Raw genomic sequence first — 20866 nt, 5'->3', positions numbered from 1 at the left:
GGAGTATAGGAGCGGGCCGGGTGATCGCCGTTAAACTGCCCCGCATGCGCGTGCATCCGGCAAAGCAGGTGGCAGGCGGCGCGGCCATCGCGGCGGGCCTGTCCGTTCTGGCGGCGTTCATGGGAGACGTGCGGGCCTCCGCCCCGCTGCTGCTGACGCTGATTGTGCTGGGCGGCGTGGCGGGCGCGTTCCGGGCGTCGCGCGTGGCCCTGCAGGTGGGGGCCGCGCTGCTCACGGCGGGGCTGGCCGCGTGCCTGCTCACGCCGGTACTGCGCGGCCCGCTCGCGGCACTGACCCTGAGTGAACCGCCGCGGCACGCGGACGTGATTGTGGTTCTTGGCGGCGGCGTGCAGTGCGGGCCGGGCGCCCTGGAAGCCAGCAGTCTTGCCCGGCTCGTACGCGGCCTGGAACTGTGGCGCGCCGGGTACGCGCCGGTCATCACGGTGTCGGAACAGTCCGGCCTGATCGGCCCGCGCGACTGCCCGAAACTCAGCGGCCTGGCGCGCGGCGTCACAGGCGCGCTGTACCCCGACAGCGGACCTGAAGTGCTGACCCTGGCAAACGTCACCACCACCCGGGACGAGGCGGCGCGCGTGCGTGACCTCGCGCGGGCCCGGCGGTGGTCGCACGCCCTGCTGGTCACCTCGCCCAGTCACTCCCGGCGCGCTGCGGCGCTGTTCCGGGCGACGGGCCTTCGCGTGACGAGCGTGGCGGCTCCGGAGCCCCGCTTCGATCCGACGCTGCCGCACCCCGCCGACCGCCTGTGGGCCGCCCGGATCCTGGCGTACGAGGTTCTGTCGCGCGTGAAGGCGGACCTTGGCGGCACCCCGGAACGTTAGGTGCGGAGCGGGTCGTCGGGGCGACGCGCCGGTCGCCGGGGCGTGCCCGGCCTGCCCCAGGCTCACCAAGACCGCAGTCAGAGCCCAGACCGCCTGCACTGAGCACCCTGGCGGCCCCCTGTGGACGCTCACGCCCCAGCGCGGTCTGGGGGCCGCGCTGGCACCTTCACGCGGGTGCCAGCCGACAAGGCGTCAGTGGGCGGGGGGCGCGCAGCACACTTCACTGGGCGGTCTTCCCGTACACTGCGCGGCTGTGAGTGAGCGAATGATCACGGTGATTGGGGCGGGCCTGGCGGGTTCGGAGGCGGCGCTGGCAGCGGCGCGGCTGGGCGTGCGGGTGCGGCTGCACGAGATGCGGCCGGTGAAGATGACCCCGGCGCACCGCAGCGGGAACTTCGCGGAACTCGTGTGCAGCAATTCCCTGGGCGGCGAGGGGGAATTGCAGAGCAAGGGCCTGCTGCAGGCGGAGCTGCGCAGTGTGGGCGGCGCGATTGTCGGCGCGGCGGACGCGTCGAAGCTGCCGGCGGGCAATGCACTGGCGGTGGAGCGTGAGGAGTTCAGCGCGCGGGTCACGCGGGCGGTGCGGGAGCACCCGCTTATTGAGGTGGTGGAGGGTGAGGTGACGGCGGTGCCGGACGGCGTGGCGGTGATCGCGTCGGGGCCGCTCACCTCGGATGCGCTGGCGGAGGACGTGGCCCGCCTGACCGGCAGTGAACGCCTGAGTTTTCATGACGCGGCGGCGCCGGTCATTGCGTTTGAGAGCATCAACATGGATGTGGCGTGGCGGGCCGGACGGTACGAGCAGAGCGCGGACTACATCAACTGTCCGTTCACCAAAGACGAGTACCTGGCCTTCTTCGGGGCACTGGAACAGGCGCGGGCGCACACGCCGCACGACTGGGAGAAGCTGGAGTTCTTCGAGGGGTGCATGCCGATCGAGGAGATCGCGCGCCGCGGTGTGGACACGCCGCGTTTCGGGCCGATGTCCCCGAAAGGCCTGGATGATCCGCGGACAGGGCGCTGGCCGTACGCGGTCGCGCAGCTGCGCCAGGAGGACCGTGAGGGCCGCATGTGGTCACTGGTGGGCTTCCAGACGGGCCTGAAGTGGGGCGACCAGAAGGCCGTCGTGAACCTGATTCCGGGTCTGGAGACCGCGGAGATCGTGCGTTACGGCGTGATGCACCGCAACACGTATCTGAACGCGCCGCTGGTGCTGGACGCGACGCTGCAGCTGCGGGCGGACCCCACGAAACTCGTGGCGGGCGTGCTGGCGGGCACGGAAGGTTACCTGGAGTCGGCGGCGACCGGGTGGCTGGCCGGCACGAACGCGGCGCGCCTGGCGCTGGGCCTGCCGGCGGTCACCCCCCCGGCGGAGAGCATGCTGGGCGGCCTGACGCGGTACCTGGCGAGCGCGAACCCGAAGGGCTTCCAGCCGATGAACGTGAACTGGGCGCTGGTGCCCGAGCTGCCCGTGGTGCTCAACGAGCGCACCGGGAAGCCCCGGAAGCTGGGCAAGCGGGAGAAACGCCCGGTGATGTTCCGCCGCGGCCTGAACGCGTTCATGGACTGGGCCGCGCAGGACGTGGGCCTGACGGTCACCCCGCCTGCCCTGCTGCCCGCCGCTGAGCCTGAGAGTCTTCCGGCGCTGGGCTGAGGAGCGGCTGGGCAGCGTTGCAGACCGGGGGCTCAGCGTTCCTGGCGCAGCTGCAGGGTGTACTGCCCCGCGACGTCCTCACGCCAGGCGACGGTCAGGGTGCCGTCCGGACTGAAGGTGAGGCTGGGGGAACGGGCGTCGCGGCGCGGGTCAAGGTTCAGGACGCCGCGGGCCTGCCACGTCTGGCCGTCCCAGCGGGCGAGGTGCACCTGTCCGCGGCCGCCGGTCTCCTCCACCCAGGCGAGCGCGGCGTGCCCGGCAGGATCGGTGGCGAGGGCCGGCGCGGACGCGAAAGCGCCGCTGACCCTGGTGCCGAGCGGCTGCCACGCTGCGCCGGTCCAGCGGGCCGCGTAGAGGGTGTCCGTCCCGCCGTGATCCTCGAGCCACGCGGCGATGGGGCGGTCCTGACCGTCCAGCACGAGACGGGTGGCGGCCACGTAGGCGGGGCCGTGACGGTTCAGGGCGGCGCCCAGCGGCTGCCACGCCGCGCCGGTCCAGCGGGCGGCGAGGGCGCGGCTGGCGGTCACCTCACCTTGCAGCCACGCCACGACCGGCTGCCCTTGGCGGGTGACGGCCAGGGCGGGCGTGCGGGAGAACTGGGCGCGGTCGTTGAAGCGCGGGCCGCGCACCCAGCTGTTCGCGGCGGGGTTCCAGGTGCGCACGGTGAGCTGGCTGCCGCCGGGGGTGCGCAGCCATTCGCCCCACGCAAGGAGCAGGTCGCCGTTCCACGCGGCGACGGCGCGGGTGCGGGCGGCGTACGGCAGGTCGTCGCCCAGGTACCGGGCGTGCCAGTCGGTCCACGTGCCGCCTTTCAGGGCGCGGAATTCCACGACGTCGTTGTCCGCGTAGTTCTCGTTCCACGCGAGGACCGCGCCGCCCTGCGGGTCGGTGGCGAGGTTCAGGCTGGCGGCGGGGCGCGGCTGACGGTAGTTCAGGATGCCGCCCAGGGGGTGCCAGCCGTCCGGGCCGCTCACCCAGGTGCGCAGGACCCGCGCGACGGACGTGCCGCGCCCGCTGTTGTAGCGGCCGTGGTCGATCAGGACGGCGAGGAGGAGCGTACCGTCCGGGCGCGCCGCGACGGCCAGTTCCCGGACGGGCGCCGTGATCGCCGGGGGGGCAGGGTGCGGGCGGGCGGGGCGCCGCGCCCGCCTGCCAGGGCAGCGGGCAGCAGCAGGGTCAGCAGGAGAAGCCGGGCCGGGCGGTGCATGCGGAACCTCCAGAAGCTCAGGGCAGGTGTGGGGCGCTGGCCTCTGGATTGTTTCTCACGTGTGACACGGAACACAAGCGTGCCCGCGCTGGTCTATGGTGTGGGCGTGACGCTTGACGGGCTGAGATCGGGTGCGGTGGGGGCAGAAGTGCCGGGTGGGCGGGTGCTGCTCTATGGGTTGGGCCGCAGTGGGCGGGGCGCGGCGCGCTTCCTGGCGCGCGAAGGCCTGCAGGCCGAGTGGCTGGACGCACGTCCCGCCCCGGAGGACGAGACGCTGATGGATGAACTGGGGTGGGAGCGGGGTGACGCGGCGGGCACCTACGCCACGGTGGTGGCCGCCCCGGGCGTCCCGATTGATCACCCGGACCTGGTGGCGTTCCGGGCGCGGGGCGCAGAGGTGATCGGTGAGGTGGCCCTGGCCGCGCGCCTGCGTCCGGCCGTGCCCATGGTGGGCATCACCGGCACCGCCGGGAAGGGCAGCACCACCGTGCTGGTGGCGCATCTGCTGCGAGAACTGGGCGTGCGGGCCCGCGAAGGCGGGAACATCGACCCGCCCCTGCTGGACGTGGTGGATGACGCGGAGGTGGCGGTGGTGGAGCTGTCGAGCTTCCAGCTGGAGCGGGTGCCGGGGCTGCGCCTGCCGGTGGCGGTGATCACCAACCTGGGCGTGGACCACCTGGACCGGCACCGGACGGTCGAGGCGTACCACGCGGCGAAGCTGAACATCACGGCGGGCCAGGATCAGCCGGACGTGCTGATTGTGCCGCACGGCCTGCAGGTGCCCACGCGGGCGCAGGTGCGCCCCTTTCAGGCAGAACGCATCACGCTGGCAGACGGCACGTCCGTCCTGGGGGCCGCGGACCTGCCGGACGGCGTTCATCCGGCGAACGCCGCGGCGGCCGTGCTGGCGGCCGAGGCGATGCTCTCACACCTGGGCCGCCCGGCGCTCGCCGGGGCGCTCGCCGGGGCGCTGCGGAGCGCGCAACCGGTCGCCGGGCGCTTTGAAACCGTGGCGCGTCTGGGCAACGTCCGCTTTGTGGAGGACAGCATCGCCACGCGCACCCTGGCGGTGCAGGCGGCGCTGGAGCGCGCCGCGCCGCCGGTGGCGTGGCTGGTGGGCGGCCGCGACAAGGGCGCCGACCTTGACCCGCTGCGTGAGGCGGCGGCCGGCCGGGTGTCGCAGGTGATCGCGTTCGGTGAGGACGGTGAGGCGCTGGCCCGCGGCCTGGGTCTTCCCTACCGGGTGGTGCAGGGGGAGGACGGCGCGGCGACCATGCGCGCCGCGGTCCGCGCGGGCCTGGACGCGCTGAAGGGTGAGGGCACCGTGCTGCTCGCGCCGATCGGCACGAGTTTCGATCAGTTCCGGGATTACAAGGCGCGTGGGGACGCCTTCCGGCAGGCCGCGCAGGCGCTGGCAGCGGAGGTGGCACGGTGAGCATTCAGCTGGTCATCGCGCAGATTCTGCTGATCAGCCTGGGGCTGCTGGGCGTCGCGGCGTCCGAGCCGGACAAGATTGCCGATCATGGCCTGAAGGCCCTGTTGGCGGTGGGCGCCACGATGCTCATTGCGCGGCTGCGGCCACGGGCGTTCCTGCGGATCGGGCCGGGCGTGTGGGTGTTCACGCTGCTGCTGCTGGCCCTGGTGCCGTTCGTCGGGGTGGGCACGGCGGAAAGCGAGGCGACCCGCCGCTGGCTGCACTTCGGGCCGGTGCGTTTCCAGCCGTCCGAGATGGCGAAGCTGGGTCTGGTCCTGATGCTCGCGTCGTTCTTTGCCCGTCGCGGCGTGCAGAACAAACTGATCAGCGCGACCGGCATGATTCTCCTCACCACCGGCCTGGTGTTCATCGAGCCGGACCTGGGCACCAGCGTGCTGATGTTCGGGCTGGGCATCATCCTGATGTACGCGGCGGGCGTGCGGATCAGTAACATCAGCGGCTTCATCCTGGCGCTCACCATGCTTGCCATTCCGTTCGGCGGCCTGTACCTGGAGCAGCACCCCTACATCCTGGAACGCTGGACGGGGCACCAGACGCGGGATGTCAGCACGCAGCAGGGCCTGGACCAGATTGGTCTCGCGCACCGCGACCTGAGTTTCGGCGGGCTGATCGGGCAGGGTCCGGACGGCCTGCGCTACAAATACTTCGGGGAACACACCGACATGATCGTGGCGTCCGTGGGCTTCACGTCGGGCCTGCTGGGCGTGGCGACCCTGCTGTTCGCGTACTGGGTGATTGTGGTCACGGCGCTGGACGTGGCGCACCTCGCCAGCCGGGTCCGGCCCATGACGCCCGAGGTGCACGGCGCGAGCATCCTGGCCATCGGGGCGATGTTCATGATCGTGGGCCAGGCCTTCGTGAACCTGTGCGTCGCGGCCGGTATTTTCCCGGTGACGGGCGTGCCGCTGCCGCTGGTGAGTTACGGTTTTTCCAGCATGCTGACCATGAGTGTGGCGCTGGCCGTCATCCATTCCGCCATGCGGGAGGTGCGCCGGCAGCTGTACGACGGTGACGTCACGACGGACGCGCCGGTGACGCTGAGCACCGACTGACCGCAGCGCGGGCGGGAACGACAACGGCGGAAGGGGGTGGGAAGTGCTCAGCGGCACTTCCCACCCCCTTCCGTGACCTTTATTTGTTCTGGGAGAGGCGCTCGAGCACCAGGCGGCTGACGGTCTTGAGGGTCTCGAACACGCCGACGCCCTTGTCGGACACCGCCTCGAAGATCATCAGTTCCTGCTTGGGATCCACGACCGCGCGGATCATGGACAGCGGCAGGGCGTCGGGCAGGTCGCGCTTGTTCACCTGCAGCACGATCGGCACGTCGCGCACGTCGATGCCGTGCTCCTGGAGGTTCTCGCGGAGGTTGCGCATGCTTTCGGCGTTGGCGCGCAGGCGGTTGGGGGCGCTGTCCGCGACGAACACGATGCCGTCCACGCCGCGCAGGATCAGTTTGCGGCTGGCGTTGTAGAACACCTGGCCGGGCACGGTGTACAGGTGGAAGCGGGTCTTGAAGCCCTGCACGGTGCCGAGGTCCAGCGGCAGGAAGTCAAAGAACAGGGTGCGTTCGTCCTCGGTGGCCAGGGAGACCATCTCGCCGCGCAGGTGGCCGGGCACCTTGGAGAACACGTGCTTGAGGTTGGTGGTCTTGCCGCTCATGCCGGGGCCGTAGTAGACGATCTTGCAGTTGATTTCGCGCGCCGCGAAGTTGATGGTGCTCATGGGTCTCCTGTATCCGAACGTGGGGGTGGGGCGATCAGCCGAGCAGGTCGTCCAGCAGGGACGTGGCGCCCTGGCTGAAGTCCTCACCGAGCTGCACGGGTGGGATGTCCTTGAGTTCGTCGAGGATCGCGGCGATCTGCCCGATGCTCTTCTTGGCGTACACCTTGACCTTGCCCAGCGGCACGCTGGCGTCGAAGATCAGGGTGAGCAGCGAGTCGGTGCCGACGCTCTCCACGTACAGGGTGCCGTTCTCGCCCTGGTGGATCTGCTCGCTGAAGGTGCGTTCGCCCAGCATGTTGGCCAGGGCGGCCGTCGCGGCGGCGTTGCTGGCGACCAGCGTGGCGACGCTGTCGAGTGCGGGCGGGCGCGGCGCCCACAGCGCTTCTTTGTGGGAGAGCACGAAGCCCTTGCGGTCCACCAGCAGGCCGTAGCGTACGCCCGTGGTGTCCAGCAGCTCCTGAATAAGCCCGTCTACGCGCTCGAAGGCGTCGCCGTACAGCGCCAGTGATGGTTCGATCATATGGGCGTCACTATAAAATCACATTTCATACAAGAGCCTGACTGCGCGCCGGGGGCGGCCGGTGAAGCTGACGGCGTGCTCACCCGCGCCGGCTCCGGGGGGCGCTACACTCGCCCGCGTGAAGGGAAGCCCCCGCCGATCCTCCTCCCGTCGTCTCCGCACCTCCGGCACCCTCACGGCCCTGCTGGGCCTGACCCTGCTGGGTGCCGCCGCCGCCCGTCCGGTCGCGGTGGCTGGCGTGGTGCAGGCCAGCGCCGTGGAATCCCGCGTGCTGCCGGGCGGCGAGGCGCTGGCCGTGTGGACCCTCCCGCGTCTGGGCGTGGCTGTCCGCAATGACCCGGTGGATCTGCGGCTGCTGTTCCGCGGCCGGGAACTGCGCTTCGCGCCGGCCACCGGGTGGCGGGCGGTGGGGTTTACCCTGGGCGGCAAACTTTCCTTGCCGCAACTTGCGGGCGGCAGCCTGTACGTGCCGGTCACGGCCCTCACGGCGCTGGGCGTGCCGGTGCTGGCTGATACCCCGGCCCTGCTGGATTTCGGGGCGCCGGAGAGCGTGCCGGCCGGCACGCTGCCGCCCTCACCGGATCCGGGGGTGCCGGCCGTGACCCCTGTGCCCGCGCCTCCCATCCCGGTGACGGTGGTGCCGCCCACCCCGTCGGCCAGTGCGAACCTGGATACCGTTCGGGTCAGCCGGACCCTGCACCGCACGGTGGAGGTGCAGCGCGTGGTGCTGGAACTCAGCGCCACGGTGCCGTACACCGTGACCCGCGCGCAGGACGGCGTGAACCTCACGCTCCCGGGGGTCGGGGTTACGCCGGGCACGCAGACGCTGGAGTCCGGTGACACGCTCACGCTGGCGCAGGGCGCGGCGGGCGCCAGCGTGACGCTCGCCACGTCGGGCGGCCGCAGTGAGATCTTCACGCTGGACAATCCGTACCGGGTGGTGGTGGACACCACCACGTACCTGGACAACACCGTTCCGCCGCCCGTGGATCCGGACGCCCTGCCGGACGGCGTCGCGTACCGGCAGCTGGGCGGGCTGCACCTGCTGAGCTTCGACCCGGCGCTCTACCAGCCGCGTGTGGTGACGGCCGCTACCGGCCGTGCCAGTGGCGTGGCGGACCTCGTGAAGCAGGCGGGGGGCGTGGCGGGCGTGAACGGCGGGTACTTCGACCCGGCCAGTCGCCTGCCGGTGGATCTCGTGGCGGTGGGAGGCCTGATGACCGCGCCCAGTCTGGAGAAACGGGGCACGCTGGGCTTCACGGCGCAGGGCGGCACGCTGTTCGGGTACCCGCGCCCCCGGTACGTGCTGAGCGGCGCGGGCTTCAGCGTGACCGTGAACAGCGTCCGGTCGAAGCCGGACGCGGGGCTGCTGACGGCGTTTGTTGGGGATGGCCGCACCCGTGTGGGCGCTGACGCGCTCACCACGCTGCTGGTCGCGCCTGGCAGCGCCACAGTGGGCCGCGCCCTGACCGGCGGGGTCACGCCGCCGGAAGGCACGCTGGCCTTCACGTTCGACCCGGCGCGGTTCCCGCAGTTGCCGCGTGCGGCGGGCGCGCCTCTGGGCGTGGCGCTGAACTGGCGGGCCGACAGCATCTGGGACACGGCTGTGGACGCCCTGAGTGCCGGGCCGCTGCTCGTTCAGGGGGGGCGTGTGGTGCTGGACGCGCAGCGCGAGGGGTTCAACACGGCGGGCAGCATCTGGCGGGCCACCCGGCAGGTGGCGTTCGGGGTGCTGGGCGGGCAGCCCACGATTGCGTTCCTGGAACACGGCTCCCCGGACGCCTTCGCGGCGGCCCTGGCGAGGGCAGGCGTGCAGGACGCGGTGCGTCTGGACAGCGGCAGCAGCGCCACGGCGTTCGTGACCGGCGGGTACGGCAATCTGGGCGGGTACCTGAACACCGTCTGGAGCCGCCCGGTGCCGAATGCGATTGTGCTCGTTCCGCGCAGTCAGACTGCGCGGAAGTAGCGCGTGCCCTGACTCAGCGGCGTCACCTGGGGCGTGGGCAAGTCAACTGGCATGCAGGCCGGCGCGCGCGGGGCCGGCCGTTCACCCCCGGGGGTCTGTCAGGACTTGACCGGTCTGCTCTGGAGGAGGTCCATGAGGCGCAGGTAGGCCTGCGCGGTGACCTGCACGTCCCCGAAGCTGCGGTGCCGGCCGCCGGGCGCGAAATTCAGGCCCAGCCGTTCGGCCAGTACCGTCAGGTTGTGCGCGCGTTCTTTCGGGAATGCCCGGCGGGAGAGTTGCACGGTGCAGTGTTCCGCAGCCGGGTTCCACGTCAGGCCGTGCCGGGTGGCGTTGGTGCGCATGAACCCGCCGTCGAAGCCGATGTTGTGGGCCACGACCGGCCAGCCGTTGACGAACTCCAGGAATTCGGGCAGCACCTGCGCAATGGTGGGTGAGGCGCGCACCATGTCGTTGCTGATGCCGTGCACCCGCTCGGCCCGCCAGGGAATCAGCATGGCGCGCCCGTCGGCGCTGGTGGGGCGCACCAGGGTCTCGTAGCGCTGCGTTTCGTCCACCCGGCCGTCCACGATGCGCACGGCGCCAATTTCGACGATGCCGTCTCGTTCCGGTGAGAGGCCCGTGGTTTCCAGGTCGAACACGACAACGTTCACGCCCCGCAGGGTAGCGCCTGCGGGGCAGTTGCGGAGGTCAGCGGACCAGGAGAGGTTCATAGGCGGTTTTCACGGCGCCGTTTGCGAAGGTGAGTTTCGCAATGGTGTTCAGGCTGGTCACGGTGCGGCCGGGCGTTTTCTTCACCGCGAGGCTGACGTTGAGGGTGATGACGCGGCCCTGCTGGGTGAGGCGCGGGTCGAGGGCGCCGGGCGCCCGGCCGGGCAGCCAGAGTTCCTTCCCGGGCAGGAGTTTCTTGACGTACTGGCCGTTTTGCACATACTCGATTTCGTACTGCAGTTCGGCCTTCACGACTGGGCTCTGCTCGCCTTTCGTTTCGATGCGCAGGGTGCAGCGGGCCGCCTCGCCCATCAGCAGGTACGTGTTCGTGCCGCTCTGGGAGGCGCAGGTCGTGAAGGACCAGCGGTGAAGTTTGGTGGGTCCGCTACTCAGGGCCGCCGGGGCGGGTGCGGTGCGTGCGAGGTAGGCGGGGTCGGCAGTGACGTAAAAGTCGGTGCTGCTGTCCCACAGTTCACAGCTCACGCCCAGGGTGCGTTCGTCCGGGCGGTTCACGAGGGTACGGGTGGTCATGGCGGCGTAGCAGGGTTCAACGGCGCCGGTGTAGGGCACGTACCCCAGGGCGAGGCGCTGCGCCTGCTGGAAGGCGGCCCGGTCGGCCGCGGCGTTCAGGCCGTCATTGCGCACCCAGAGGCTCACACTCACCACGCGGCTGCCGGCCTCACCGGACTCCCGGGTGATGGTGAGACCCTGGTAGCGGCTGAACGGGTACTGCCAGTCGCGGCCGCGCACGAACGGTTCTCCGCAGCTGTACTGCTGACAGAACGTGGACGCCTGAATCTGCGCCGGCGTGACGCTGGTGCCGAGAATTCCGGCGGCCTGCACCTGCGCCACAAGCAGGACGGGAAGGGCACGCAGCAGGGACATGAAGCGGCGGGTCATGGTCTGCAGGGTAGGGGAACGCCGGGCGGGGCGCTGCCTTACCTGACGTTCAGCAGGGCGGTGGCGCGCCTGACGAGGGCAGCGGTTGTGTCGCCTGCGCTGACCGGCAGGGTGTGCACGTCCGGTTCGTCGGGGCCAGGTCGTTGCAGGGTTGTCAGCTGGGAGTCCAGGAGACTGACGCCGGCGTAATGCCCGGTGCGGCGTTGCAGGCGGTCGCGCAGGAGGAGTTCAGGCACGTCCAGGAACAGGAACTGCACGCCGGGCACGCGCAGTTCGTCCCGGTAGGCGCGTTTCAGGGCGGAGCAGGCCAGCACCAGGCGCCCGTGCCCGCACAGGTGCTGGCGCAGCCGGGCGAGCCAGGGAGCGCGGTCGGCGTCCGTGAGGGCCTGCCCGGCGTGCATGCGCGCGCGGGCCTCGGTGGTGTGGTAATTGTCGGCGTCCAGGAACGTGGTGTGGAGGGCCGCGGCGAGCGCCTCGCCGACGCTGGTCTTGCCACTGCCGGAGACGCCCATGACGATCAGGCGCTGCGGCTCACCGGGGTTGGAGGTCACGCCCTGTAGTGTAGGCGGGCATGCAGGTCCGCCAGGGCCTCCTCCTTGCCCTTGGCTTCCACCTCGATCCAGGGGACGTCGTGGTAGGCGCTGGGCAGATGGCTGATCAGGTGACTGTGCCGGCGGTCCTGCGGGCCGTCCAGGCCGTTGCTGAGGTGTACCACCTGCCACTCTGGGGGGTGCCAGGTGCGCCGGGCGGCGAGAACCCACTCCCGCACGCTGGGGTGCTCCTGATCCGGCAGACGGTCGTGCACCACGTGGTGGTGCGCGTCGAGAATCAGGGGCGTGCCGGTGGCCTCGCACACGGGCAGCAGGTCGCGGGGACTGTAGGCGCGTTCGTCGTTCTCCAGGCCCAGGCGCAGGCGGACGGGGTCGGGCAGGTCGGGAATCAGGGCCTGCAGTTCGGCGGCGCGGCCGCCCTTACCGCCGTGCAGCAGCAGGAGATTCCAGTGGCTGCGTTCCAGGCCCATGGTGTCCATGACGTGCGCGTGGGTGGTGATGGCGCGCAGGCTGCTGGCGCGCACTTCGGGGCGGTCGCTGTTCAGCACGATGAACTGCTCAGGGTGCATCAGCAGGCGGATTCCGGCGTTCTGGAAGGCCTGTCCGGCTTCGAGCAGCTGCGGGGCGAGGTGCGCGAGAACGCTGGCGCCGGTGTCGTCCCCGTCGAGGTCGAGCATGGGAAACAGGCTGGAGCTCAGGCGGTACAGACGGATGCCGCGCGCGGCGCAGTAGGTGGCTGCGCCGCGCAGGCGGCTGATGTTCGCGGCGTACAGGTCCAGCAGTGTGGCGGCGCGCTGTTCAGGCGGCAGGGCGCGGAAGCGGGTGAGGGTGATGGTGCGGAAGCGGACTTCGGGACCCAGGGTCAGGCAGACCAGGCCGTAGGTGGGGGTGGTCATGGTCTCTCCCGTTTCGCGGCGGCCCGGCAGCGCTCAGAACAGTAGCGGACCTCGTCCCAGTCACGGGCCCATTTCCGGCGCCACGTGAACGGCAGCTGGCAGTGGGCGCAGATTTTGCTGGGCCGTTCGCTGGGGGGCCGACCGCCCCCGAAGGTGTTGTTTCGGCGCGCCATACCTGCTCAGCATGCCGCGCGCAGCGTGAAGGGCGGCAAGGGCAGGCTTGCGGCTTTCTTGGGAGGGCGCACGCCCACTTCAGTGGGGCATAAGCTCATTCGTGCAGATGGCAGCCAGAATTCATTGTACTGAACGCAGTTCTCTCCTCTTCATGGGCGGTGGCAGACATTCTTGACAGCGCTTTCAAGACTGGGTACGCTCAACCACAGTTCCATCTTTCCCCTGCTGCTCTCCGCCCGTCGGGGACGCCACCCGGCCGTGCCCCAGCGCACCAGCCTGCCGGGTGACGCGGCCCCATGCCCCTCCGCGCCCTCGCCCGCACAGGAGCCCCCATGACCCGACTGCCGCTGCTGCTCACCCTCACTGCCCTCTTCACCGCGTGCAGCACTGCCCGCACTGTCAGTCCCCAGGCCGCCTGGCAGGACGAATTCAGCGGCACCACCCTCAATGCGGCCCGCTGGACCCCGCAGATTGGTAACGGCTTCACAGCCGGCACGGACTACATTGCCGGCTGGGGCAACAATGAACTGGAGTACTACACCGACCGCCCAGAGAACCTGCGCGTCGAGAACGGCACCCTCGTCATCACTGCCCGCAGGGGCGCCTACACCGGCCCGGCCGGTGCCACCACGGGCACCTTCGACTGGACCTCCGCCCGCATTCGCACCGCCGGAAAATTCAGCCGCACCTACGGCCGTTTCGAGATCCGCGCGAAATTTCCCTCCGGCAAGGGCCTGTGGCCTGCCATCTGGCTCCTGCCCGAGGAACCCAGCCCCTACGCCAGCTGGGCCGCCAGCGGCGAGATCGACATTGCCGAAGGGTGGGGCAGCAAACCCGGTGAGCTGGCCCAGACCATCCACTACGGCGGCGTCTGGCCGAACAACGTGTACTCCGGCGCGACTGTTCCCTACCCGAACGGCGGCCGCATGGACGGGTGGCACACGTACAGCGTGGAATGGACCCCCGGGAAAATCCAGTGGTTCATTGATGGGCAGCTCACCAGCGAGAAAACCCAGTGGTGGAGCTCGAACACCACCCCGCCCACCCGGGACGCGGACCTGAACGCCTGGCCTGCCCCGTTCGACCGGCCGTTCTACCTGCTGCTCAACCTTGCCGTGGGCGGCAACTTCGACGGCAACCCCGACGCCACCACCCCCGAAACGGCCGAGATGCTCGTTGACTACGTCCGCGTGTACGGCCTGAACGCCGAGAAGAACAGCCCCGGTCCGCGCCCCACCATGACCTACCCGTGGACGCCCCGGCCCGCCCGTCCCGCCCTGGGTGACGGGAACCTCGTGTACAACAGCAGCTTCGACTGGGCCGACACGGACCCGCACATCACGCCCGGCACCACTCACCTGGACAGCGTGCCACACTCGGCGTTCTGGACGCTGTTCACCAGTGACGGCCGGGTGACCCTCAGCAACGACGCCACGCAGGACCACGCCCTCAAGGCGGACATCACTGCCCCCGGCAGCGTGAACTACGCCGTGCAGGTCCGCCAGGACGGCCTGAACATCGAACAGGGCGGGCGGTACGAGGTGAGTTTCGACACCTGGGCCGCCCAGAACCGCTCCATGATGGTCAAGGTGGGCGGCGGCCAGGACCGCGGGTACGCCGCGTACTCCGGCGAGCAGACCGTACAGACCGGCACCATCCGCGGGCGGCGCACCCTGACCTTCGACATGAAAGCCACCAGCGACGCCGCCGCCCGACTGGAATTCAACCTGGGGAACGCCGGCGCCGGCCCCGTCTGGCTGGACAACATCACCGTGAAACGCACCGGGAACGCTGCCGGCGCCCGCCCCCCCGCCGCCGACGGCAACCTGCTGTACAACGCGGCGTTCACCCAGGACAGCGCCGCCCACCCTGGCATCCCCGGCGTGCCCGGCACCGCCTACTGGACCACCTGGGAGGACGGTGCCAGCGGCCTGAGCGCCACCACCAGCGGCGGCACCCTCACCCTGAACGTCGCGCACGTGAATCCCAGCAACAACTGGCACGTGCAGCTGAACCAGACGGACGTTCCCCTCGTGGCCGGGCAGAAGTACACCCTGACCTTCACCAGCCGCGCCTCTGACGCCCGCGAGGTCGCCGTGGTCGTCGGGGAGAACGGCGGCAGCTACGCCCGTTATCTGGACGCCAAAGCCGCCCTGGGCACCGCCGACCAGACCTTCACGTACACCTTTACCGCCCCCGCCACCAATCCAGCCGCGCAACTCCAGATGCTCGGAGCGGTCGGGGCGCCTGGCAGCGCGTACAGCCTGTCGTTCCGGGATTTCCGGCTCATCCCGGCCCACTGAAAGCCGCATGGTCCGCCCTCGCCGTAGCCGGGGCCGACCATGCAGCCTCATTCCGGCTTCTCAACTGCATGCACCGGCACCGCGCGGGGTCCGGCCGGCGGCCTCGCGGCACCCTGAACACCGTGCCCGGCGGCGTTCAGCCCTTACCCCCTGACGGGTTCGCGGCTGAGCGCGGCGTGCGCTTCGAGAAGCAGGGATTCGGTTTCGTCCCAGCCGACGCAGGCGTCCGTGACGCTCAGACCGGGGATCAGGTGCGTGAGGTCCGCGGGGATGCTCTGCTTGCCTGCACGCAGGTTACTTTCGATCATCAGGCCCTTGATGGCGGTCTGGCCGGCGGCACGCTGATGCAGCACGTCACGCCACACCAGGTTCTGGCGGGTGTGGTCAGAGCCGCTGTTGGCGTGCGAGCAGTCCACCATGACGGCGGGGGTGAGGCCGGCAGCCGCCATGAGATCGGCGGCTTCCTTTACGAACTGCGGCGCGGCGTTCGGGCCGCCGCGACCGCCGCGGAGAATCACGTGACCGTCGGGGTTGCCGAGGGTGTGCACGATGCACGCCTGCCCGTCGTCGTCGATGGTGAAGAACGCGTGGGAGGCGCGGGCGGCGACGATGGCGTCCACGGCGAGTTTGATGCCGCCGCCGGTGCCGTTCTTGAAGCCCATGGGGGCGGAAACGGCGCTGCTCATCACGCGGTGCGTCTGGGACTCTGTGGTGCGGGCGCCCAGGCAGGCCCAGGCGACGGCGTCGAAGACGTACTGCGGAGCGAACGGGTCGAGCAGTTCCGTGGCGACGGGAAGGCCCAGTTCGCTGACCTGCACCATGAGCTGACGGGTGAGTTCCAGACCCCGGTTGATGTCGTTCGTGCCGTTCATGTCAGGGTCGAGGAGGTAGCCGCGCCAGCCGACGGTGGTGCGGGGTTTGTCGACGTACACGCGCATGTGCACTTCCAGGCGATCCTTGACCCGTTCGCGCAGCGTGGCGAGGCGGCGGGCGTACTCGAGCGCCTGGTCGTGGTCATGCACGGAGCACGGGCCGACCACGATGAGCAGGCGGTCGTCCCGGCCGTGGAGGATGTCCTGCGCGGCCCGGCGGCCTGCGAGCACGGTCGCTTCAGCCTGGGGCGTGAGGGGCCAGCGGGCTTTCAGGGCGCGGGGGGTGATCAGGGGCGTGAAGCCGGAGACGTTCAGGTTCTCGGTACGGCCGGGCTGGACGGTGGGTTCGGGGTGCGTCATGAGCGTCTCCTGGGGTGTGAAAGCGCCCGGTGGCCTTGGGGGCGCACCGGGCGGTGGTGAGATACAGCGCGACTAGGCCCGGTGAGTACCGAACCAATAAAAAAAGCCGCGGGCAGTCATGGGTGAAGTGTAGTCCTGCGGCGGGGGACCCGGGCACGGCGGTCTAGGACACAGGCAGACAGGCGCCTCTGGTCAGGGTGCGTGTCAGGCGTCGGCAATGTGCTTGAGCTTCTCGATGCGGGCGGCGAGGTCCGGGAGGTTGAGGGCCCGGAGGGCCTTGGCGGTCCGGGTCAGGCCAGGGGTGTCCACGCGCCCCTGGTTCCAGCCGGCGATCAGCATGGCGCAGCCCTGGAGGGCGTCACTGACGGTTTCCTTGTGGAACATGGCGGCCAGATTGCCGGCCTGGGCGGGCGCGGTCTGCTGGGCCTGGGCCTGCACGTCAAGCACAACCTGCATGAACACCTGGTCCAGGCGGGCGCGGTCGTCCGGGGTGATGGGGGTGCCTTGGGTCATGGGGCAGTGTACCTGGGGGGCACCGGGGGGAGGACACAGGCGAGGGGCGCGGCGCCCCTGTGGCCGCAGCGGGTCAGCTGCCGGTGACGGCGCGGCCCACGGCGAACATGCTGGCGAAGAGTGCGCCGATCACGCCGGCGACGACCAGCTGCGCGATCCAGGCCAGGATCAGCGTGATGACCGCCTGGGTCTGGTCACGCAGGTTCATGCTGCTCTGCACGGCCATAAATCCGAAGTACACCATGGCGAGGCTGATGATGAACATCACCAGCCAGCCCAGCACGGGGATCACGCCGATGAGGGTGCTGACGATGCTGAGGGGCACGTAGAACAGGGCGAAGGAGTACGCGACCTCCGGGTAGGTGCCGGTGCCGCGGAAGAGGCTGCGGCCGATCAGGTACACGGCCCCTGTGAACACAAGGAAGCCGACGGGCACAAGGATCAGGCGGGTGAACAGCTGCCCGAAGAAGGTCACGTCGGGGTGCAGCAGGGCGAAGAGCGCCGCGATCACGGCGGACACGACGGCCGCGATCATGACGTATGTCAGGGCGCTGGTGATGGTGCCGCGCCGCTCGAAGCGTTCGAACGTGGCGGGGCTGGGGCGGCTGAGGACCGCGACGCTCTGGGCAAACATGTCCTGAACGCTGCTCTGGGGGCCGCTGGTCACTGGGTTTCTCATGTCTGGCAGTACGTGGACTGCCGGGGGGAAGTTGCCCCCACCAGCGTTCATCTGCTCTTCATCTCCCGGCGGGTGGCGGGCACGATTGCCAGCGCCGGGGCGTGCCACAATACCCCTGATGACGGAATTCTCCCAGACCTCCGGCGAGCAGACCCACTCCGGCTTCGTAGCCATTGTGGGCAAGCCCAACGTCGGCAAAAGCACCCTCCTGAACTCCTTCCTGGGCACCAAGGTGGCCCCCACCAGTCCCCGCCCACAGACCACGCGGCGCGGCGTGCGTGGCATTTATACCAGCGGCGCCCGGCAGGTGGTCTTCGTGGACACCCCAGGGCTGCATAAAGCCAAGGACGCGCTCGGCAAGTACATGAACCATGAGGTGCACAGCGCCCTGGCCGACGTGGACGTCATCGTGTGGGTCGTGGATCTGCGCCACCCGCCCACCGACGAGGACAACCTCGTGGCGCGGCAGGTGCGGGACCTGAACCGCCCGCTGTTCCTGGTGGGCAACAAGACCGACGCTGCGAAGTACCCGGACGAAGCGATGAAGCTGTACCGCGCTCTGCTCGACGGCCGCGACGCAGGCTTCAACGAGATCATGCTGAGCGCGCAGAACAATCCGAACGCCGTGGCCACCCTGCGTGAGCAGTTGCTGGACATACTGCCCGAAAACCCGTTCTTCTTCCCGCAGGGCAGCGCCAGCGATCAGTCCCGGGAACAGTGGGCCGCGGAGATCATCCGCGAGGAAGCCATGAAAAAACTTCGCGATGAGCTGCCCTACGCTGTCGCCACCCGCGTGAACCGCTGGACGGAACGCGAGGACGGCCTGCAGCGCATCGAAGGCGAGATCGTTGTGGAGAAGAATGCCCATAAGGGCATGGTGATCGGCGCGGGCGGCAAGCAGCTCAAAGAAATTGGTCAGGCGGCCCGCAAGCAGCTTGAAGTCTTCCTGAGCCGCAAGGTGTACCTGGGCCTGGAGGTCATCGTGATTCCCGGCTGGCGTGAAGACGAGGAAGCGCTGCGCGAACTCGGCTACGAGTAAACCCCACCCCCAGGGCGGAGCCTCCGGATGCGTGCCGGAGGCTCTGTTCGTCTCCCCCCTTCATCTGGCCCCGGCAGCAGCGGGCCACCTGCCTCCGGGCCAGATCACGCGCCCTGTGCTGGAGAACGTGCCCGCCTGGACTGTTCCCGCAGGGCGTCCTCGTAAAAGAGCTTCGTGTGGTGCATGCGGATGCGCCCGGCGCTGTACAGCTCATCGAATTCGGTGCGGGACACAAACCGGACCGCCCGCACCTCGTCCGGCAGCGCCGGCTGGAACGTGGAGCCCGTCAGCGGCTCGGCGAGCCAGGCGTGGCGCAGCACGGGCGCGCCGTCCGGAAAGTGGCCGAGGTACGCCGCGAGGAACTTCACGAGCCGGACGCGTACACCCGCCTCCTCCCACGCTTCCCGCACGGCCGTATCCTGGGGGTTCTCACCGGGTTCCACCGTGCCGCTGGGGAGGTGCCACAGCCCCGCCTTGTGCGGCTGGTCCGGCACGCCGCGCTCCTGGATCAGCAGCACGTCCCCGGCGCTGTTCAGGATCACCACACCGGCCGCGCGGCGCTCGACAGGCGTATGGAATTCCGGACCGAACTGCACGCCGCCCTACCAGCCCTGCCGGTCGCGCAGACCCTGAATGTGCGCCACATGGTGCCGGCCATGCCAGGCGTACATGGCGAGCAGGGTATCCACGGTGTACGTGCGGCCCTGCGCGGGGTGCGTCCACGGCCGGGCCCAGTCTCCGCGCTCCGCATTCAGGGACGCGAACAGCATGCCCAGCCTGGAATGCAGTGCGTCCAGGAGGTTCAGGCTCACTTCCGGCACGAGGTCATGATCAGGCAGGGTGGCCCAGCGGTCCTCCTCGTACGGGCGCACGGTGGGATTCTCCTCGGTCAAGGCGAGTTTCAGGCGTGTGAAGGCATTCAGGTGGCTTTCCGCCACGTGGTGCACCACCTGCCGGACGGTCCAGCCCCCCTCCCGGTAGGGCGTGGCCAGCTGGTCCTCGCGCAGGCCCTGCACCACCTCGAACAGGTCGGCCGGCAGCGCGAACAGCTGCCCGAGGGCCTCCATCCGCTCCACGGGCGTCAGGCTCTGGGGCGTGGGCATCGGTCCCAGCGGATAGCGCAGGTCGCTCACAGGTCCTCCACGGTTTTTTTCGTCCAGCGGGTGGTGTCGCGCTGCTCGATCTTGGTCATCATGCGCTCGAACCCGCGTTCGAGGCTCAGGCCCCGTTCGTTTGCCATGCAGATGGTGACGAACAGCAGGTCTGCCAGTTCCATCTCCAGGTCGCCGGGGTCCTCACCGGGCTTGGGCGTCTTGCCGTTCTGGTGCGCAATCACGCGGGCAATCTCTCCCGTTTCCTCCGTCAGGCGCGCCAGCATCAGCAGCGGCGGGAAGTATCCTTCCCGGAACTGGCTGATGAAGGCGTCCACGCGGGCGCTGGCATCCTCGAAGGTCAGGCTCATGCGGCCCAGCATACTGGCCGGTCCCTGCGACATTTGGCGGGGTGACGCTGCGCCGGTTCGCGGATGCCGCTTTGCGAGGCGGAGCGCAGCATGACGGCATGGCACCTCACCCTCTGGAATCAGCCGGGCCCCCTGTGTGGAACGTGGCGCGTGCCGCCGGGCTGGGTCTGCCGCGCGCGCCTCTCGGACAGGCGGCCGAACACCTGCCGGCGCTCCGCGCCGCCCTTGCTGGTGTGCTCGTCGCTGCGGAAGGCCGGGATCTGGTGTTTATCGGCCGGTCCCCCGGAGCCGCTGCGCGCGTATCTCAGCGGCCTGCTGCGTGGCGTGAACGTCACGTGGCGTGTCGCGGGCCTGAACGTGTCCCTGCTGAATGCAACGCTGACCCCCGCCCAGGCAACGACCCTGCGTCCCCTCTTCAGCAGCGCCGGGCTGAATCCACGCGTCCTGGTGCGCGAAGACCGCCGCGTGGCCCTGGTGGACGTGGTGGCGTCCGGCGGGACGTTCTCGGCCCTGCACCGGGCGCTGCGCGACTGGGCGTGTGAGGACGCCCGCAGGCCGCAGTGCATCGAGCGGCGCGTGCAGGTGACCGGGCTGCTTCGCTCTGCGGCGGGACGACCGCGGGCGTGGCGCTGGTCCGCGCAGCCCCAATTTCAAGGCGTGCAGACCCGCAGCGTCCTGATCGACTGGCGCTGCTGGCAGTGGCTGGCGGAGGAAGGGGTCAAGGTCGCGCCCCACCACCCGCCGGCCTGCTGGGTAAATACGCCTGCTGGTCTGCCGGAACGCCACCCGGACCGCCTGGAGGCCCTGGGTCAGGCGCGCGCGCTTTACCTGCTGGCGCAGACCCGAACCGAGCGGGCTGCCGCAGCTGCCGAACTCGCCACTGCGGGCGGGCTGCGCGTGGCGGCACTGCGCAGTCTCATGGCCGCGTGGCAGAGCGGCGCGGCGTCCGGACGTCCAGAATGCCGGGGGCAACTTCCTGTGCCCTGGTGTGGCTGAGCGTCCGGCC

Annotated in this window: 23 protein-coding genes; 8 read left to right on the top strand and 15 right to left on the bottom strand. The window is 70.0% G+C overall.

Annotated elements, in window-relative coordinates; translation table 11 throughout:
• Positions 1 to 20 precede the first annotated feature (20 nt).
• Both LAJ19_RS03960 and trmFO read left to right on the top strand, forming a co-directional pair.
• The gene (locus LAJ19_RS03960; protein WP_349774824.1) at positions 21 to 839 is read left to right on the top strand and encodes a YdcF family protein; all 819 of its coding nucleotides are present in this window, start codon (positions 21 to 23) and stop codon (positions 837 to 839) included.
• A gap of 223 nt (positions 840 to 1062) precedes the next feature.
• Positions 1063 to 2493 (top strand): methylenetetrahydrofolate--tRNA-(uracil(54)-C(5))-methyltransferase (FADH(2)-oxidizing) TrmFO, encoded by a 1431-nt coding sequence (gene trmFO, locus LAJ19_RS03955; RefSeq protein WP_255639848.1) that lies wholly within the window; start codon positions 1063 to 1065, stop codon positions 2491 to 2493.
• Between the two features lie 32 nt (positions 2494 to 2525).
• On the opposite strand, the gene LAJ19_RS03950 is transcribed toward trmFO, so the two are convergent.
• On the bottom strand, positions 2526 to 3467 hold the full coding sequence (locus LAJ19_RS03950; protein WP_225477007.1) for a hypothetical protein: 942 nt from the start codon (positions 3465 to 3467) through the stop codon (positions 2526 to 2528).
• A gap of 62 nt (positions 3468 to 3529) precedes the next feature.
• A complete protein-coding gene (locus LAJ19_RS03945) occupies positions 3530 to 3700 on the bottom strand; it encodes a hypothetical protein (protein WP_225477006.1) in 171 nt (56 codons plus the stop codon).
• Positions 3701 to 3806: 106 nt separating this feature from the next.
• On the opposite strand from LAJ19_RS03945, the gene murD reads away from it, so the two are divergent.
• Both murD and LAJ19_RS03935 read left to right on the top strand, forming a co-directional pair.
• Positions 3807 to 5135: a UDP-N-acetylmuramoyl-L-alanine--D-glutamate ligase gene (gene murD / locus LAJ19_RS03940; RefSeq protein ID WP_225477005.1), complete on the top strand. Its 1329-nt coding sequence runs from the start codon at positions 3807 to 3809 to the stop codon at positions 5133 to 5135.
• Complete coding sequence (locus LAJ19_RS03935) at positions 5132 to 6247, top strand: FtsW/RodA/SpoVE family cell cycle protein (protein WP_225477004.1); 1116 nt, start codon at positions 5132 to 5134, stop codon at positions 6245 to 6247. The genes murD and LAJ19_RS03935 overlap by 4 nt, the downstream gene beginning before the upstream one ends.
• Before the next feature lie 79 nt (positions 6248 to 6326).
• On the opposite strand, the gene mglA is transcribed toward LAJ19_RS03935, so the two are convergent.
• Positions 6327 to 6917: a GTPase MglA gene (mglA, locus tag LAJ19_RS03930; RefSeq protein ID WP_046844630.1), complete on the bottom strand. Its 591-nt coding sequence runs from the start codon at positions 6915 to 6917 to the stop codon at positions 6327 to 6329.
• A 34-nt stretch (positions 6918 to 6951) separates the two neighbouring features.
• Positions 6952 to 7437 (bottom strand): GTPase-activating protein MglB, encoded by a 486-nt coding sequence (gene mglB / locus LAJ19_RS03925; RefSeq protein ID WP_225477003.1) that lies wholly within the window; start codon positions 7435 to 7437, stop codon positions 6952 to 6954.
• Positions 7438 to 7555: 118 nt separating this feature from the next.
• Between mglB and LAJ19_RS03920 the strand changes: the two genes are divergently transcribed.
• Positions 7556 to 9403, top strand: a complete 1848-nt coding sequence (locus LAJ19_RS03920; RefSeq protein ID WP_432804227.1) for a phosphodiester glycosidase family protein — start codon at positions 7556 to 7558, stop codon at positions 9401 to 9403.
• A 98-nt stretch (positions 9404 to 9501) separates the two neighbouring features.
• On the opposite strand, the gene LAJ19_RS03915 is transcribed toward LAJ19_RS03920, so the two are convergent.
• From LAJ19_RS03915 to LAJ19_RS03895, 5 genes are read right to left on the bottom strand one after another with little or no spacing between them, the layout of a single operon-like run.
• Entirely contained in the window at positions 9502 to 10053 is a 552-nt protein-coding gene (locus tag LAJ19_RS03915) for a 3'-5' exonuclease (protein ID WP_225477002.1), read from the bottom strand.
• 37 nt (positions 10054 to 10090) lie between these two features.
• Positions 10091 to 11011 carry a hypothetical protein gene (locus LAJ19_RS03910; RefSeq protein ID WP_225477001.1) on the bottom strand — a complete coding sequence of 307 codons (921 nt, stop codon included), beginning with the start codon at positions 11009 to 11011 and terminating at the stop codon, positions 10091 to 10093.
• 38 nt (positions 11012 to 11049) lie between these two features.
• Positions 11050 to 11562, bottom strand: a complete 513-nt coding sequence (locus LAJ19_RS03905) for a gluconokinase (RefSeq protein WP_225477000.1) — start codon at positions 11560 to 11562, stop codon at positions 11050 to 11052.
• Positions 11559 to 12458 (bottom strand): UV DNA damage repair endonuclease UvsE, encoded by a 900-nt coding sequence (gene uvsE, locus LAJ19_RS03900; RefSeq protein WP_225476999.1) that lies wholly within the window; start codon positions 12456 to 12458, stop codon positions 11559 to 11561. The genes LAJ19_RS03905 and uvsE overlap by 4 nt, the downstream gene beginning before the upstream one ends.
• A complete protein-coding gene (locus LAJ19_RS03895) occupies positions 12455 to 12631 on the bottom strand; it encodes a DUF2256 domain-containing protein (protein WP_225476998.1) in 177 nt (58 codons plus the stop codon). The genes uvsE and LAJ19_RS03895 overlap by 4 nt, the downstream gene beginning before the upstream one ends.
• 333 nt (positions 12632 to 12964) lie before the next feature.
• On the opposite strand from LAJ19_RS03895, the gene LAJ19_RS03890 reads away from it, so the two are divergent.
• A complete protein-coding gene (locus LAJ19_RS03890) occupies positions 12965 to 14935 on the top strand; it encodes a carbohydrate binding domain-containing protein (RefSeq protein ID WP_225476997.1) in 1971 nt (656 codons plus the stop codon).
• A gap of 143 nt (positions 14936 to 15078) precedes the next feature.
• Here LAJ19_RS03890 and LAJ19_RS03885 read toward each other — a convergent pair whose 3' ends face one another.
• The 3 genes from LAJ19_RS03885 to LAJ19_RS03875 form a co-directional block, all read right to left on the bottom strand.
• Positions 15079 to 16167: a 3-deoxy-7-phosphoheptulonate synthase gene (locus LAJ19_RS03885; RefSeq protein ID WP_225476996.1), complete on the bottom strand. Its 1089-nt coding sequence runs from the start codon at positions 16165 to 16167 to the stop codon at positions 15079 to 15081.
• A gap of 204 nt (positions 16168 to 16371) precedes the next feature.
• A complete protein-coding gene (locus LAJ19_RS03880) occupies positions 16372 to 16680 on the bottom strand; it encodes a hypothetical protein (protein ID WP_225476995.1) in 309 nt (102 codons plus the stop codon).
• 73 nt (positions 16681 to 16753) lie between these two features.
• Positions 16754 to 17359, bottom strand: coding sequence for a YIP1 family protein (locus LAJ19_RS03875; protein WP_225476994.1), 606 nt, complete (start codon positions 17357 to 17359; stop codon positions 16754 to 16756).
• A gap of 118 nt (positions 17360 to 17477) precedes the next feature.
• Between LAJ19_RS03875 and era the strand changes: the two genes are divergently transcribed.
• Positions 17478 to 18398, top strand: a complete 921-nt coding sequence (gene era, locus LAJ19_RS03870; protein WP_225476993.1) for a GTPase Era — start codon at positions 17478 to 17480, stop codon at positions 18396 to 18398.
• Between the two features lie 104 nt (positions 18399 to 18502).
• On the opposite strand, the gene LAJ19_RS03865 is transcribed toward era, so the two are convergent.
• The 3 genes from LAJ19_RS03865 to LAJ19_RS03855 are packed head-to-tail and all read right to left on the bottom strand — an operon-like array spanning position 18503 to position 19860.
• Entirely contained in the window at positions 18503 to 18994 is a 492-nt protein-coding gene (locus LAJ19_RS03865) for a Nudix hydrolase (RefSeq protein WP_225476992.1), read from the bottom strand.
• Positions 18995 to 19000: 6 nt separating this feature from the next.
• Complete coding sequence (locus tag LAJ19_RS03860; protein ID WP_225476991.1) at positions 19001 to 19531, bottom strand: YfiT family bacillithiol transferase; 531 nt, start codon at positions 19529 to 19531, stop codon at positions 19001 to 19003.
• A complete protein-coding gene (locus tag LAJ19_RS03855) occupies positions 19528 to 19860 on the bottom strand; it encodes a nucleotide pyrophosphohydrolase (RefSeq protein ID WP_225476990.1) in 333 nt (110 codons plus the stop codon). The genes LAJ19_RS03860 and LAJ19_RS03855 overlap by 4 nt, the downstream gene beginning before the upstream one ends.
• A gap of 90 nt (positions 19861 to 19950) precedes the next feature.
• Between LAJ19_RS03855 and LAJ19_RS03850 the strand changes: the two genes are divergently transcribed.
• A complete protein-coding gene (locus LAJ19_RS03850; RefSeq protein ID WP_225476989.1) occupies positions 19951 to 20856 on the top strand; it encodes a phosphoribosyltransferase in 906 nt (301 codons plus the stop codon).
• Positions 20857 to 20866 lie beyond the last annotated feature (10 nt).

The sequence above is a fragment of the Deinococcus taeanensis genome (assembly GCF_020229735.1).
GTDB lineage: Bacteria > Deinococcota > Deinococci > Deinococcales > Deinococcaceae > Deinococcus > Deinococcus taeanensis.
This window is presented reverse-complemented; position numbering and strand designations above follow the sequence as displayed.

Coding starts and splice junctions, on each gene's coding strand:
- LAJ19_RS03945 (WP_225477006.1), bottom strand. CDS start 3,700: ATGCACCGCCCGGCCCGGCTTCTCCTGCTGACCCTGCTGCTGCCCGCT.
- LAJ19_RS03880 (WP_225476995.1), bottom strand. CDS start 16,680: ATGACCCAAGGCACCCCCATCACCCCGGACGACCGCGCCCGCCTGGAC.
- LAJ19_RS03875 (WP_225476994.1), bottom strand. CDS start 17,359: ATGAGAAACCCAGTGACCAGCGGCCCCCAGAGCAGCGTTCAGGACATG.
- era (WP_225476993.1), top strand. CDS start 17,478: ATGACGGAATTCTCCCAGACCTCCGGCGAGCAGACCCACTCCGGCTTC.
- LAJ19_RS03850 (WP_225476989.1), top strand. CDS start 19,951: ATGACGGCATGGCACCTCACCCTCTGGAATCAGCCGGGCCCCCTGTGT.
- LAJ19_RS03890 (WP_225476997.1), top strand. CDS start 12,965: ATGACCCGACTGCCGCTGCTGCTCACCCTCACTGCCCTCTTCACCGCG.
- mglB (WP_225477003.1), bottom strand. CDS start 7,437: ATGATCGAACCATCACTGGCGCTGTACGGCGACGCCTTCGAGCGCGTA.
- LAJ19_RS03885 (WP_225476996.1), bottom strand. CDS start 16,167: ATGACGCACCCCGAACCCACCGTCCAGCCCGGCCGTACCGAGAACCTG.
- LAJ19_RS03855 (WP_225476990.1), bottom strand. CDS start 19,860: ATGAGCCTGACCTTCGAGGATGCCAGCGCCCGCGTGGACGCCTTCATC.
- LAJ19_RS03895 (WP_225476998.1), bottom strand. CDS start 12,631: ATGGCGCGCCGAAACAACACCTTCGGGGGCGGTCGGCCCCCCAGCGAA.
- uvsE (WP_225476999.1), bottom strand. CDS start 12,458: ATGACCACCCCCACCTACGGCCTGGTCTGCCTGACCCTGGGTCCCGAA.
- mglA (WP_046844630.1), bottom strand. CDS start 6,917: ATGAGCACCATCAACTTCGCGGCGCGCGAAATCAACTGCAAGATCGTC.
- LAJ19_RS03910 (WP_225477001.1), bottom strand. CDS start 11,011: ATGACCCGCCGCTTCATGTCCCTGCTGCGTGCCCTTCCCGTCCTGCTT.